Below are 15,217 nucleotides of genomic sequence, written 5' to 3' on the forward strand. Positions count from 1 at the left end.
AGGAAAATCATACACTATGAGTCGCTGAAAGTAGTGTGTCATGGAAGGAGTTGTCTTTCATCTGGAAGCCTGATTTGTATTTGGAAAAGCTGTATACGGAGACGGAAGCGATACGCAAGAGGAATGGCAGTGATTCTCAAGATCAGGAGCAGCTTCGTAATAAGCTTGCAACAGCTCTTGGCTCCTTCGAAGCATTAGATGGCACACAGCCTGCGCTTGATCCTGTACTTCTAGAGAGCACTGATCTGGGTGATGTTATACGGGAACGCGTTGAGTATTCGTCAGCTGATGGACTGCGGGTTCCGGCCTATGTTCTGATTCCGAAGAAGCATGGCAATGGACCTTTCCCTGCGGTTCTGGCCTGGCATGGACATGGCTATGGCAGCCGGGAGGTTGTCGGACTTCTGCCTGATGGTTCAGAGGATACCGGTGCCTTGGGGATTCATCGTCATTTTGCTCTGGAGCTGTGCCGAAGAGGGATGGTCGTCATCGCACCCGAGATTATCGGATTCGGTGACCGTAAGCTGACCTGGGATGCCGAGCAGAACCCGGACACGCCGAACTCATGCTTTCCGATTGCTGCTGCACTGCTGCTGGCAGGTAAAACGATTGCCGGACTGAGAGGATATGAAGCCATCCGTTCGGCGGATTATTTGACAACACGGACAGATGTTGATGCCTCCAGAATCGGATGTATGGGCTTATCGGGTGGTGGTATGGTTGCCTCGTTGTCTGCAGCATTGGATCAACGGATTCAGGCTGCTGTTATTTGCGGATACAGCAACACGTATAAGCGCAGTATTTTATCAAGACGGCATTGTCTGGATAATTACATTCCTGGTATTTTATTGCATGCGGAAATGCCGGAATTGATCGGATTGATCGCGCCGCGAGCCTTATTTATTGAGTCCGGTATTAGCGATCCGTTATTCCCGATCGATGCGACTGAAGTGACGATTGAGCGAGTAAGCGGCATTTATGCTTCGATGGGTGTACAGGAGCGCTTTACTTCTGATTTATTCGAAGGCAGACATGAGATTAGTGGACGACGTTCATTCGATTGGCTGGCCGAGAGATTAAGCGCTGGCAGGCAAACAATCAGCAGTTGATATATAATGTGGACGGCCGCGCAGGTCGTCTTTTTTTCGTCCATATTTGTGATTACGCGGATTTTGTCGATAATACTTGAACGAGTGATCGATATGGAGTTAGACACATTTTGATACTTGGCGCCCTATTTAGCTCGAAGTACCCATAACAACAAGACATTTTTTGATATCCTGCAGCACTTTTGGCAAAAACAATAAATGTCGCTACCATCTGCTGCCAACTTCTATTAAAATAGAGAAGAAGGTTATAAAGGAGGAATTGGGATATGGGTTCAATTAAACAAGGTGCTGCAATCGGCTTCATCGGTACGGGTGTCATGGGTCAAAGCATGGTCAAAAATTTAATGAATGCAGGATATAAGCTGCATGTGTACAGTAGAACCAAATCGAAAACCGATGAATTGGTGGAAGCTGGCGCAGTATGGCAGGAATCACCGGGAGCTTTGGCCCGTGAGGTGGACGTTGTGATCACGATGGTTGGTTTTCCGAGCGATGTTGAAGAAGTATATTTGGGCGAGCAGGGTATTCTCCGTCATGCACAATCAGGCACTTACCTCATCGATATGACGACATCCAGTCCTTCACTTGCCAAAAAGATCGAGCAGGAAGCGAAAAAAGTGCAATGCTTCTCCCTGGATGCTCCAGTTTCCGGTGGCGATGTGGGTGCTCGTGAAGCCAGATTGTCAATTATGGTTGGCGGTGAGCAGGATGTATTTGACGCAGTTTTGCCGGTATTTGAAGTGATGGGCAAAAATATCGTCTATCAAGGACAAGCAGGCGCAGGTCAGCATACGAAAATGTCCAATCAAATTGCGATCGCTTCGAATATGATGGGTGTTTGTGAAGCATTGATTTATTCGAAAAAGGCTGGTCTTGATCCGTCCACTGTGCTTAAGAGCATTGAATCGGGTGCTGCGGGCAGCTGGTCACTGAGCAATCTGGGACCGAGAATTATTAAAGGCGACTTTGAACCTGGATTTTTCGTAAAGCACTTTATTAAGGATATGGGAATCGCCATTGATTCAGCTGAAGAGATGGGTCTGCAAACACACGGTCTCAAGCTGGCTAAATCGTTGTATGAACAGCTGCAGGAGCTTGGCGAAGAAAACAGCGGCACACAGGCCTTGTACAAAATATACGAATAAGCTGAATGGTCGAGGCTGGATTGTGTTCACGGCTCTATTTGGCCTATACGAGTGTAAAGGCGTGATGAAGGATGGAAACCTTTTTACAATATGGAAAAGATGCTTTGCGGATTAACGTACCTGATCATTCCAAAGTCATTGAACCTTCGCATCTGGAGGGCTTGCAGGACGATAAGGCTGCCGTCATGGAAGCATTACAGCATCCGATCGGCGTTCCTCCCCTGCGTGAGATGGTGAAAGCGACGGATAAAGTAGCTATCGTGATCAGCGATATTACAAGACCGACACCCAATCATAAGCTGGTTCCTTGGCTGATCGAGGAGCTGGCCCATGTACCGGCAGAGCAATTCGTCATTATTAATGGGACGGGCACGCACCGGGATCAAACAAGGGAAGAATTCATACAGATGCTGGGCGAGGAAATCGTCGATAAGGTTAGAGTTATCAACCATCATTGTCACAACAAGGATGAGTTGGTCAACCTGGGGCGAATTTCGTTCGGCTGTGACGCGTATTTGAATAAGGAGTACGTGGAAGCGGACTTTCGAATTGTCACCGGATTTATCGAGCCGCACTTTTTTGCCGGATTTTCCGGTGGCCCCAAAGGGATTATGCCTGGAATAGCAGGAATCGAGACGATTCTGACCTTCCATAATGCGCGGATGATTGGGGACCCGCTAGCAACCTGGGGGAATATGGAGCACAATCCTTTACAGGAGATGGCTGGCGAGGTTAATCGCTTGTGCAAGCCTGAATTCATGCTGAATGTTGCGCTGAACAAAGACAAGGAAATTACGCAGGTATTTGCCGGGGAGCTGTTCGAAGCCCATAAGCAGGGCTGTGCTTTTGCCAAGGAGCATGCGATGGTTCCGGTTGAGCAGCGTTTTGATGTCGTCATTACCTCCAATTCAGGCTATCCACTGGATCAGAATCTGTATCAGGCTGTCAAAGGGATGAGTGCAGCGCATAAGATTGTCAAGCAGGGCGGAACGATTATTGTTGCTTCCGAATGCTCGGACGGGATACCGGATCATGGCAATTATGCAGGCATCTTACAGCTGCGTAAAACACCGCAGGAGATTTTGGAGCTGATCAACGATCCTTCGTTTTCCCAATTTGATCAATGGCAGGTACAAAAGCAGGCTGTTGTGCAGGTGTGGGCCGATGTGTATGTGCGCTCATCACTGCCGGATGGGCTGATCGAACAAGCGATGCTGAAGCCATCCGCTAATATTGATGATACGCTGCAGCAGCTTGCGCACAAATATGGTGAATCTATGAGTGTTGCGGTGCTGCCTTTGGGTCCTTTAACAATTCCTTACGTTAAGGGCGAGTAAGAAGGTATGTTTAAAAGGCTTTCAAGATAAGCATTAGGGAGGCTATGCTGACCGATTGTTGAATCTTGAGGGCTTTTTGCGTTGTAAGCGGTGAAGCAGACACGGTATAGTACTTGAGAAAGCACTCATGACAAGTATTGACGGTTCAACGCCGCCTTCCTTCTGGTTATAATCATGTAGTACAATAAAAGCACATTGCGTGGAATCCTCCCGCAGTAGATGGAGGCAGCTATGACCAACTGGATTAACCACTTGTATCGTGCATTATTTCCCGGGAAAGTAGAGCGAAGTGGTAAATATTTACATCGTTTAATTTGGGTAGGTTGTCTTTCGGTATGTATTCCCATCCTTGTAGCCGGATTATTATATTATCAGTTTGCTATGGAACGGACCAAGGAGCTTATTATAGATGAAAGCAAATCTTCGCTGGCATTAACAAGAGACCGGGCGGAGCGTATTTTGCAAGGCATTGAAAAAGAGTCCCTTCAGCTGGCAGCGGAACCGGTAATCAATGATGTATTTTCCAACCGGATTACTGACAAGCCCTTGGTATGGCATTTGGAGCTGATGAATAAAATTACATTGGCCAAAAATGCAAACGATTTTATTAATGAAATCTATTTTTTCAGTACGCAGGAAGATGTGGTTCTGACGAATCAATATGGAGCCGTCGACCTTCATGAGTTTAAATATAAAAATGATGTTATACAGCTGATGGCGGATAAAAATCCATTGAGATGGGTGTATTTGCCGGACAGTCAACAAAGTGGAATCATTACATTCTTCCGAAGATTGCCGGTAGCCGCCGCGGCTTCGTCACAAGGTATTTTGGCTTTTCAGATCGATGCCAAAGGGATTATGCGATTTTTCCCCGATGATACGAATTTATTAATGAATGGAAAAGAATTGATTTTTGTCAGCTATCCGCATCAATTGACTCAGTCCGGGAAGACATCAGCGGCTAACGCTATGAGTCTGGAGGATATGCCGGTCCTGAAAAAAATTAGCGAAGCGAGCAGCAGTATCGACAGCTTTTATTATACGGGTGCCGATGGCAAGGAAGCCCATTACTCCTACGTCAAAAGCTTGTTTGGACGAACCTATGTATCGGTAATTCCTCAGGAGCTGATTACGGAGCGGTTGGTTTGGATACGTGTGATTACGTTATTGGCCTTGACCTTTTTTATTATATTGGCCGTCATTTTCACCTATTTCAGCACCAAACGTGCTTATAGTCCGATAGATCAGCTTATTAAGCACAGTAAATCGCTTGGGGCCGGGCGTGTGCAGACGAATGAAAATGAATTTGACTACATTCGCGCCTGTCTGGATTATTTGAGCAAGGAGACGCAGCAGCTTGGCAGTTATATGGATAAGATCCAGCCGACATTGCGTGAACGGTGTTTGCAGCAGCTCATTAATGGCGATTACGTGCTTAGCAATTCCCTTATTCAGGACTGTGAAACGTACGGTCTGACAGTGAAGTCCAACTATATGATCATGGTCGTCGAGGTAGAAAATGTGCTGAGGGAAACGCGGTTTTTGCCGGGCGATCAGCCGATTATTGCTTTTGCCGTGGCCAATGTGATTCAGGAGCTTATGGATAAAAACTCGGATTTGAAGGGTTATGTATTTCCGTATCAGGGAAAGGGGATAGCTCTGCTGCAATGGGATCATGATGCGGAGCAATCGAAGCTGCCAGAGAGGACGATTGAATTCGCCCAGACGGTGTGCGACTCTTTGAAAAGCTTTCTGTCCTTCGAAGCTTCTGTAGGGATTGGCCGCTGCTACTCGCATATTGCCGACGTTCCGGTTTCGTATAAAGAAGCTGAGGTGGCTCTGCAGTATCGGATTTATCAGGACACGGCTTCAGTTCTCTATATAGAAGATCTGGAAAATTCAAAAACCCGCGCCATCTTCCGTTACCCGCGCGATTTGGAGGGGGCAATTGTCGATTCGCTATCCAAGGGCGAGCTGAAGCAGGCAGAGCAATCGCTGGAACGGTTCACCAAGGCGTTGCAAACATCACAATCCGTTAATTTTATTCACCAAAGCTACTCGGTGCTGCTATCTGCGATTATTACTTCTCTGGAAAAACAGGGAGGGAGCATTCTCGATATTCTGGAGCATAATCTGTTCGGTCAACTGGAAAGCAAGCAAACCTCACGCGACATCATCGACTGGTTCAAGGAGGTATTGTTCCCGCTGCACAAGAAGCTGACCGAGGATTCGCTTAATGATACAGGACAGACTGCGATTTGGCAGGTGTGCCAATATATTCGCGAGCACTGCACGGAGGACTTGTCTTTGGTATATTGCGCCGAGCTGGTAGGGATGAGCCCTTCTTATGTAAGCCGATTGTTCAAAAAGGAAATGGGAATCAACTTCCTGGAATTTGTCGTGGAGTGCAAGGTCGAGGAGGCGAAGCGGCTGCTGCTGGAAACGGATCAAAGCATCAGCGAAATTGCCGCGATCATTGGCTACTCCGAACGTAATCTGACCCGCGTGTTTCAGCGCAATATTCAGATGACTCCAGGGATGTTCAGGACGGCTTATCGGTAGTTTGAATGTGAAACTTCAGATCGTTTTAAGGGATTCGTGATCATAGTATCGCGAATCCCTTTCGCATTTTAACTAATGTTATACATGAACAAAGCGCCGATTTATACAACCGTTAGGATTTTACTCCCTTGACCGTGAGGTCGAATTGATTATTATTGATTGTCAAGGCTGCTTCATAATAACCTCTACCACAACCAGAGGAATTACATTTACATTGATACGTACCCGAACATCCGCACACATAAAATTTGGTCTTGGTAAATCCAGGATAAATATTATTTAGCTTTTCATAAAATGTGTGTGCATGGTGAGTAAAAATAGCTATAACGTTATCTCTCACATTGGAAGGAATCGCATTGAAAAAATGGTCTGTTTCATTCTGACTCAAAACATGCGTAGGATCTACTGTAATTCCTTTCACCTTTAAAGGCCAATGACAATCGATAATATAGTAAAAATTAGGATCTAAATTTTTAAGTAAAGTTATGCTTGCAAAGCTGAATTTTCCAGGTGCATTATCCAACCAGACATACTTCACTTTACCATTCGTCCCAGGAAAATTCATTTGTCCGAGAACATTTCCTAAATACTTTTTGAATAAAACTCTTGTATTATCTTCCCAACTTCCTATGGACGCCTTAAAGGGAATATTCTTGGGGCCCAAAATTCCTCTGGCGACATCTTTGAATGCTTTATAATCCACATCGGCGGCTGTTCCCGTCGAACCGTGTTTATTATCCCCTCCAAAAATAACAAACTTTTTATTCCCCGTTTTCACTGCTTTAGATAACAGGCTTTTATAAATGCTTAGTCCATTACCATAGCCGACATGACTATCACCAATAATTGTAAAGTTGACTACTTGAATAGCTGCTTTACGTACCGGTTTGGATTTGAAAAAAAGTTTAACTTTACTAAGTTTTTGATTGTTCCTTATCCATCTCAATAGCATTCATCCTTACTGTTAGTTGGATTTGTGTATGAATACTTTTATTCCTAATGGAACTTCTATGTGTGGGTAAAATGGTTGTATGAAATAAATGGGTTCTGTGAGCGCCCAATCGACCCATCCACAATCAATCAAGCGTGTCCCGCAGGGACGACAAGCGCCCCGAGAACGCCGCAGTTGCGCCAAATCAATCCATCCACAAGAAATCAAGCGTGTCCCACAGGGACGATAAGCGCCCCGAGAACAATGCAGCCGCGCATCCGAATAGGGAGTCCAGAGGGCTAGGCCCTTTGGGGCCCTCCCTGCAGGGAGGGTTTGGGAGGGTGCGTCCCTCAGGGTTCTGGGTGAATATCAAAAGACAATTTCTGTCCATCCCTTCGGACCTTAATTGCATTTCAAGAATTGTCTGTATACTGCCTTCCTCCAGCAGTCTAGTATTAAGTCCACAAGGAAGCAAACCACAACAAATGAGGAGAGAGGGCGTACACAATGATAGAATCCAACAAGGCCGTGTTGATCACCAGAGCAACCGGAAACGCAGGCTACTGGTCCAGGCTATGGAATCGGATGGTGCAGCACAAATATATGTATTTGCTGGCTTTACCGGGAATTTTGTTTTTCTTGATATTTAAGTTTGCACCGATGTGGGGGCTGCTGCTTGCTTTTAAGGAGTATAACCCGTACAGCGGATTTGCCGGCAGTGAGTGGGTAGGGTTCAAGCATTTCACCGAATTATTTACGGACAAAAATTTCTACATCATGCTTCGCAATACGTTTGCCATTAACATATTCGGCTTGGTGTTTATGTTCCCGCTGCCGATTATACTCGGCTTGATGTTGAACGAAGTTCGTCATGAGGTGTTCAAGCGGATTAATCAGTCGATCGTATATTTACCGCATTTTTTATCATGGGTTGTTGTAGCAAGTATGACTTTTTTTGTACTGTCTACAGATGTCGGGATTATCAATAAATTAATAACGGACTCGGGTGGGGAAAGCATCGCTTTTCTATCCAATCCTAATTATTTCTGGGGAATGATCACGCTGCAAAGCATGTGGAAAGAGGTAGGCTGGGGTACGATCATCTTCCTCGCAGCGATGGCGGGCGTCGATCCGCAAAGATATGAAGCGGCTGTTGTTGACGGTGCAAGCCGTTGGCGGCAAATCTGGCATATTACCTTGCCTGCGATTCGACCTACCATTTTCATTTTGTTAATTCTTCGTTTGGGACATATGGCCGATGTAGGCTTTGAGCAAATTTTGTTAATGATGAACCCGTTGGTTTCGTCCTTGGCCGAAGTATTTGATACCTATTCCTACACACAAGGGATTCTTAAAGGCCAGATCAGTACCGGGGTTACGGTCGGTATGTTTAAAGGTGTGGTAGGCTTTATCTTGGTCATGGTTTCCAATTATGTGGTTAAAAAATTAGGACACGATGGAATCTATTAATTAAAGGAGGAGAAAACGGATGAGCTTTGTATCGAAAAAGAAATTGGAGCCCTTCGACTGGGTCAATTATTCATTGCTGGCCCTCATATCATTCGTCTGTGTGTTCCCGTTTCTGTATGTGTTTAGTGTTTCCTTTACCGATCCACAGGTGTATGTGCCGCTGAAATTTTATGTGTTTCCGGAAAAGTGGTCGCTCTCCGCTTATAAATATATTTTATCGACCAACAGCTTTGCGAATGCTTTGAAAAGTACCGTGTTTATTACATCCATCGGTACGGTGATGAATGTAATTGTATCGTTCTCGTTGGCCTATGCGTTAACCAAAAAGACAATGCCAGGCCGTGGTATTATGATGGGCGCTGTTATTTTTACGCTTGTGTTCAGTGCGGGGATCGTGCCGAACTACCTGCTGATTAAAGAGCTGGGCTTGCTAAATTCATACTGGGCTTTAATCTGGCCGGCACTGACCAATGCGTGGAGCTTGATTGTCATCAAAAGCTTTCTGGAATCGCTGCCCTCGGAGCTGGAGGATTCAGCCAAAATTGACGGCTGCTCCGATCTTGGCGTGTTCCTGCGTATCGTGATTCCGTTGTCGATGCCTGCGATTGCGGCGTTCACCTTATTTTTTGCAGTAGCGCACTGGAATACGTATTTTAATGCATTAATCTATATTTCCGATTCGAAGAAATGGACGCTGCAGGTGCTGGTCAAAACACTTGTTATCGATTCCGATTCGAACGGTGTAGGTCAGGCGGGTTCCGGCGGAGATGACCGGATGGTTCCTCAGGAAACGATTCGAATGGCTTCGATCATGCTGTCGATGGCGCCAATTCTTGTCATCTACCCGTTTTTGCAAAAACACTTTGCCAAAGGTGTTATGCTGGGTTCAGTAAAAGGTTAGTCGATCCGTTGGACGGACAATTTTTATCCTGAGCCAATCAGCGCATCAATTGTCTGTATCACTCGGTCCAATGCAGGTTTAGATTGAATAGGAGTAGAGAGCTTTCTTGAAAGAGAGCATTTTTATGAAACCATACGATGCAGGAGGATTTATTCAATGAAAACATCAAGAACATGGACAGCCAGCGTATCTGGCGTGGTAGCACTATCTTTACTGGCAGGCTGCGGAGGCAACGAAGGTCAATCTCAGACACCGGGTGCGGCAGCAGGCACTGGCAGTACAAGCAAGCCGCTTGAAATTAAAATGTTTGCCGGGCTTTACAATGAAGTTCCCGATATGAAAAACGCGTTTTGGACCGAATGGCAAAAAAGAACGAACAGCAAGCTGGATATCGAATGGGTACCCGACGGTGATTTGAATACGAAGCTGGATTTATTGCTGGCCTCCGCGGATCTTCCCGAGGTTCTGGCAGCGCCGTCTGCGGTGCGTCCTACACTATTGAATGCTGTCCGCAGCGGCGCATTTTGGGATTTGACGCCTTTCCTTGGCGATCTGAGCGAATATCCAAACCTGAAAAACAATCTGGCCAAGGACGCGCTCAAATATTTGACGGTTGATGGTAAAATCTATGCGGTTCCGCGTTCCCGTTCCCGAATTGATCCCGGTATCAAAATCCGCAAGGACTGGCTGGACAAGCTGAACATTCCCGTACCAAAAACCTTGGATGAATATGCGGCAGCCTTGAAAAAAATCGTGGAAAGCGACCCTGACGGCAACGGCAAGAAGGATACGCTGGGCTTGATCGGTAACGAAATTATTGTAAAGGATGCTGATCCTTCGTTTGCCGCAGGCTTCGGTGCCTTGGATCCTACTTATAATGCCGAAGGCGGTATGATTGAGAGCCGTTTGACTCCGCAGTATAGCGACGCGGTAGCCTTTTACAAAAAACTGTTTGATGATGGCATTCTTTCCAAGGAATTTGCGGTTATGAAGAAAACGCAAGCCGAGGAATTGTATAAAACCGGCCGTGCCGCTTCCTATGGACGCAGTGTGTGGTGGGACAATGAGTGGGAAACCGCCATCAAAAAAGTACAGCCGGACGCTCAAATTTTGAACCTGCATTTAAAAGGACCTAAGGGAGACGCTATCGAGCTGCAAACCGGTGTATCCGGCGGCTACTACATTTCCAAAAAGGTTCCTGAGGCCAAGGTGAAGGAGCTGCTGAAATATTTTGACCAAACGGCTTCCGATGAATTAACAGATTTGGCTTACTATGGTATCGAAGGTGTACACTACAAGCTTGTCGACGGGCAGAAGGTGCTGAACGATCAAGGCATCAAGGAGGTTAACACGACGAGCAAAGGCGCAGGTGTACTTGCTTACTCCAAGTGGGGCAAGGTAGAGAGCGCTTCAGGCAGCAAAGCTTATAATGATGCGAAGAAAAAAGAAGTGGAAATTTTCGATGAGGTCGGTAAAGTCAATCCGTTTAACTACACGGTGTCGAATACCTGGAACAGCACATGGCCTAAATACGAGAATGAATGGAAAGCCAATGTGACTAAAGCGATCGTTGGTCAAATTACGCTGGATGAATACAAGGCCTACGTCGAAAAGATTAACAACACACCGGAAATGAAAAAAGCTTATAAGGAATTTACCGAGTCGTACAAATCTTTTACCGGTAAATAAGAAGAGCAAGTAAGCAAATACAACAACCATTCAACGGTTACCAAGCCGAGTGGGGCCCTCCAGACCATTGGCGCGCACACGGGACTGGTAACCGTTTCCAGGAGGAAACTATGGATACAACGAACAAATCTTGGTGGCAAAAGCCGCTGCGTGTTATTCAACCGAATCTTCAGGTCCGCGACACGGATCAAATCGATCCGCAGGAACTGGCTGCTCAAATGAAAGACATGGGAGCCAATACAATTGTCTTTAATGTCGGCGGGATTTATGGCTGGTATCCGTCCAAGGTCAAATTTCATACGTTGAATGAATTTTTGCCAACAAGCTTTGATCTCTTAAAGGAAGTTATCGAAGCGTGTCATCAGCAGGGTATCCGCTTTATTGCACGTGTCGATTTCAGTAAGGCTGAGGATTCCATCTACCTGCAGCGGCCGGAATGGTTTGCCAGAGATCTCCAAGGTGAGCCGATTACGATTGGTGCCAAACGGCCGGGCAATTGGTCACTGCTGATGTCTACCTGCATTAACAGCGCTTACCGGAATGAGGCAGTGGCGATTCCCGTCCTTCAGGAAATTATCGATAACTATGACATTGACGGGATTTTCTTCAATGCACCTAATTACACCCTCTGCTACTGTGAAGCCTGCTCCCGCAAATATACGAATCTGTACGGGACGGAAATGCCGACGGAGCGAAAAGCCTTCGAACCGGCCTGGGAATCGACCTGCCTGCGCGATAATATGGATAACCTGTACACAATGATCAAACAAACCGGCAAAGATATTCCGATGATCCTTTACTACAATCTGTATCATGATAATTTATTTGATCGTGCGGAAACGACTGATATGCTGTGCACGGAGCCGCAGGATATTTTGTCGCTCGGACATCATCATATTCCGGAATTTTGGAAGCCTGCTTTAAGTATGAAAATGGGCCGCAGTCTGCCGGATCGCCCGACTCCTTTTGGCATCGTGCATTCAAGTCCGGGTATGGATTGGCGGCATACGGGGCTTCCTCCGGCTGAGTACAGCTTCTGGCTGTCGCAAATTCCGGCTCATGGCGGAAGCATCTGGCATTCCTTAACAGGAATACCGAATACGATTGGTGACAAAAGAATTCTGGATGTCGTGAAAAATTTCAACGTCAGCGTCGAGAAGGTCGAGAACTATATGGATGGGGCTGCTCCCGTAGCGCAGATTGCCATGATGTGGACAGCAGATGCTTCGGCAGAGGGCTGGGCTGATGGTTTGATCAATATGCAAATTCCTTTTGATGTGCTGCTGGAGGCACAGGCGACAACCGATAAGCTTTCACAATATCGTGGTCTTGTTATCCCGGAAGGCATGCAATATTCAGATTCTTTTATTGCAATTATTAGCGACTATGTCCAGGCTGGCGGTCATATTTTTGCCGAGGGTGCGATTCCGAATCATCCGGCTCTGCTGAAGCTGCTTGGTATTTCAGAGGATATGTACACAAGCGAGTCATTGCTGGCCTCGTACCTGCGTTTTGAGGGTGCTAACAATCCATTGCAAAAGGGACTGGAGCATACCGAGCTGATCGCTCATCGCGGCAAGGTCAATTATGTCAAACCCACGGGAGCAGATACACAGGTGCTGGCGACATTGGTGCCGCCATTCTCACCACTTGAAAGTGTGGGAGCGCCTCCGGAACGTGCTTCACTGCCGGTTAGCCATACGGATTTACCACTCGCCGTTTGGAATTCATCAGGAAAAGGCCACGCGCTGTACCTGCCGTTCTCCTTAAGCCAATTGATCAATGAATATAAATTGGGTGAGCACTACCAGTTCTTATCCAATGCGATTGATATGGCACTTGCTGAACATAAATTTATTGAAGTCAGCAACTTTCAGGGATTGCAAATGACTGTTTTTGAAAAAGATAAGACATTGCTTGTCCACCTTGTTAACGGAGTTGGCAGACGTCCACTATCCACCAATATTCCGCTGCATCAGATCGAGGTGTTGATCAGGTTGAAGGGTAAAAGCGTGAAGGCTGTGAAGCAGCTCATCTCCGGGCAGCCATTAGAGTTTGAGAGCAAGCAGGACAAATTAGCGGTTTCCGTTCCGAAGTTGGATATTTGGGAGTGTCTGCTGATCGAATTTGAGTAAAGCGAAGGCAGACCAATCTTGCTGCCCGGACAGTTTTTGACTTAAGCAGCGTTTAGCATGAATTGTCTGTATGATTCCGATTGTTTGGCATTTAATATCGGGTTATCGGGGTTCACGTTCGGACAACGAACGGAGCCCCGGCCCAATGCCATAACAAACACAAAACTTTTGAGGGGGACAATTTAATGAAAGCGTTTCAAAAATGGTCTGCAGGCATTTCATGTGTAGTTGCTTTATCTTTAGCTGCTGGATGCTCGGGAGGTACCACAGAGAAAGCTGCACCTGCGGCAGCTGGAACGGGAACTGCTACCGACACCAAGGCTCCGGCGAAGCCGCTGGAAATTAAAATTTTTGCTGGTCTGTACAACGAAGTGCCTGATATGAAAAATGCGTATTGGACGGAATGGCAAAAGAGAACCAATAGCAAGCTGGATATCGAATGGGTACCCGATGGCGATTTGAAAACAAAAGCAGATTTGTTGTTCGCATCGGCTGATCTGCCAGAAGTCGTGGCATCCCCTGATTCTACCTGGCCGACACTGCGCAGTGCGATCAAGAATGGTGCCTTCTGGGATTTGACTCCATTTCTTGGCGATTTGAGCCAGTATCCGAACCTGAAAAAGAACATGGCCCCGGATTGGCAAAAGTATTTATCGGTAGACGGCAAAATCTATGCGGTTCCACGTTCCCGTTCACGAATTGATAACGGTATCAAAATCCGTAAGGACTGGCTCGACAAGATGAATGTTGCTGTGCCGACTACTTTGGATGAATATGCAGCTGCCCTGAAGAAGATTGTCGATAGCGATCCCGATGGCAATGGCAAGAAGGATACGCTTGGTCTTATCGGACACGGTGTCATTATTAATGATGGAGACGACGCGTTTGCGGCCGGCTTCGGTGCGCTTGACCCTACTTATAATGCAGAAGGCGGCATGATCGACAAGAGAATGACTCCGCAATGGACCGAGATGGTGAATTGGTTCAAAGGCTTGTATACCGATGGCGTGCTGTCCAAGGAATTTGCGGTTATGAAGAAAACTCAGGCTGAAGAGCTGTACAAGACCGGCAGAGCCGCTTCCTATGCCCGCAGTGTATGGTGGGACAAAGAGTGGGAGGATTCCATCAACAAAACACAGCCAAATTCCAAAATTATAAATCTCAATCTGAAAGGACCTAAGGGCGACGCCATTGTGTTATCCACAGGTGTATCCGGCGGCTATTACATTTCCAAGAAGGTTCCTGAAGCCAAGGTTAAGGAGCTGCTGAAATACTTCGACTACACTGCTTCCGATGAAATGACCGATTTTGGTTATTATGGATTGGAGGGCGTGCATCATAAAGTAGTCGGTGGTCAAAAAGTATTGACTGAGCAAGGCGTGAAAGAGGTTAATACCACAAGTAAAGGCGCGGGCGTGCTGGCTTATGCCAAATGGGGTAAGGTGGAAAGCGCATCAGGAGACAAAGCTTATAACGACGCGAAGAAAAAAGAAGTCGAAGCCTATGACACGATTGGCAAGGTAGACCCTTTCCGCTATGTGTACTCTGCAACCTTCAACAATACTTGGCCGAAATATGAAAGCGAATGGAAATCGATGATGACCAAAGCGATTGTAGGACAAATCACGATGGATGAGTACAAAGCCTATATTGAAAAATTAAACAACCTGCCTGAAATGAAAAAAGCTTATATGGAAAATACCGAGGCCTACAAGGAATTTAACAAGAAATAAGCACAGAGTGCGGTTACCAGAGGATTCCTCTGGTAACCGTTTCGATGAATGCAGGCGAAGCTGGAGCTGCCGAACAAAACTTAAAAGCCCCGTGAATAGGTCTCCGCTGTGCGGTCAAATATCCTTCCGATCGCTGTTGTTTCCGTATTTTTTGGATTGTATAAGTGATTTAGTGGTACAAATAAGCTCTCTATTCACCAGATTA

At 46.4% G+C, this 15,217-nt stretch carries 10 protein-coding genes; 9 read left to right on the forward strand and 1 reads right to left on the reverse strand.

The genetic code is table 11. From position 1 onward, the window contains the following. Positions 1 to 59 precede the first annotated feature (59 nt). From NST47_RS13440 to NST47_RS13455, 4 genes are all read left to right on the forward strand, one after another. Complete coding sequence (locus NST47_RS13440; protein WP_445667461.1) at positions 60 to 1,109, forward strand: alpha/beta hydrolase family protein; 1,050 nt, start codon at positions 60 to 62, stop codon at positions 1,107 to 1,109. Positions 1,110 to 1,375: 266 nt separating this feature from the next. Then, positions 1,376 to 2,254, forward strand: a complete 879-nt coding sequence (locus NST47_RS13445; protein ID WP_341155618.1) for an NAD(P)-dependent oxidoreductase — start codon at positions 1,376 to 1,378, stop codon at positions 2,252 to 2,254. Between the two features lie 71 nt (positions 2,255 to 2,325). Further along, a complete protein-coding gene (gene larA, locus NST47_RS13450) occupies positions 2,326 to 3,591 on the forward strand; it encodes a nickel-dependent lactate racemase (RefSeq protein WP_341155619.1) in 1,266 nt (421 codons plus the stop codon). 231 nt (positions 3,592 to 3,822) lie between these two features. Further along, on the forward strand, positions 3,823 to 6,153 hold the full coding sequence (locus NST47_RS13455) for a helix-turn-helix domain-containing protein (RefSeq protein ID WP_341155620.1): 2,331 nt from the start codon (positions 3,823 to 3,825) through the stop codon (positions 6,151 to 6,153). Positions 6,154 to 6,265: 112 nt separating this feature from the next. On the opposite strand, the gene NST47_RS13460 is transcribed toward NST47_RS13455, so the two are convergent. After that, the gene (locus tag NST47_RS13460; RefSeq protein WP_341155621.1) at positions 6,266 to 7,099 is read right to left on the reverse strand and encodes a metallophosphoesterase; all 834 of its coding nucleotides are present in this window, start codon (positions 7,097 to 7,099) and stop codon (positions 6,266 to 6,268) included. A gap of 492 nt (positions 7,100 to 7,591) precedes the next feature. Between NST47_RS13460 and NST47_RS13465 the strand changes: the two genes are divergently transcribed. The 5 genes from NST47_RS13465 to NST47_RS13485 all read left to right on the forward strand — a co-directional run bounded on the left by NST47_RS13465 (position 7,592) and on the right by NST47_RS13485 (position 15,012). Beyond that, a complete protein-coding gene (locus NST47_RS13465; protein WP_341155622.1) occupies positions 7,592 to 8,554 on the forward strand; it encodes an ABC transporter permease in 963 nt (320 codons plus the stop codon). A 19-nt stretch (positions 8,555 to 8,573) separates the two neighbouring features. Continuing rightward, positions 8,574 to 9,455, forward strand: a complete 882-nt coding sequence (locus NST47_RS13470; RefSeq protein WP_341155623.1) for a carbohydrate ABC transporter permease — start codon at positions 8,574 to 8,576, stop codon at positions 9,453 to 9,455. 156 nt (positions 9,456 to 9,611) lie between these two features. After that, positions 9,612 to 11,144, forward strand: a complete 1,533-nt coding sequence (locus NST47_RS13475; protein ID WP_341155624.1) for an ABC transporter substrate-binding protein — start codon at positions 9,612 to 9,614, stop codon at positions 11,142 to 11,144. A 110-nt stretch (positions 11,145 to 11,254) separates the two neighbouring features. Next, positions 11,255 to 13,279: an alpha-amylase family protein gene (locus NST47_RS13480; RefSeq protein WP_341155625.1), complete on the forward strand. Its 2,025-nt coding sequence runs from the start codon at positions 11,255 to 11,257 to the stop codon at positions 13,277 to 13,279. A 185-nt stretch (positions 13,280 to 13,464) separates the two neighbouring features. Beyond that, complete coding sequence (locus NST47_RS13485) at positions 13,465 to 15,012, forward strand: ABC transporter substrate-binding protein (protein WP_341155626.1); 1,548 nt, start codon at positions 13,465 to 13,467, stop codon at positions 15,010 to 15,012. The last annotated feature ends 205 nt before the right edge of the window (positions 15,013 to 15,217 follow it).

It is taken from the genome of Paenibacillus sp. FSL H8-0034 (assembly GCF_038000305.1).
GTDB lineage: Bacteria > Bacillota > Bacilli > Paenibacillales > NBRC-103111 > Paenibacillus_S.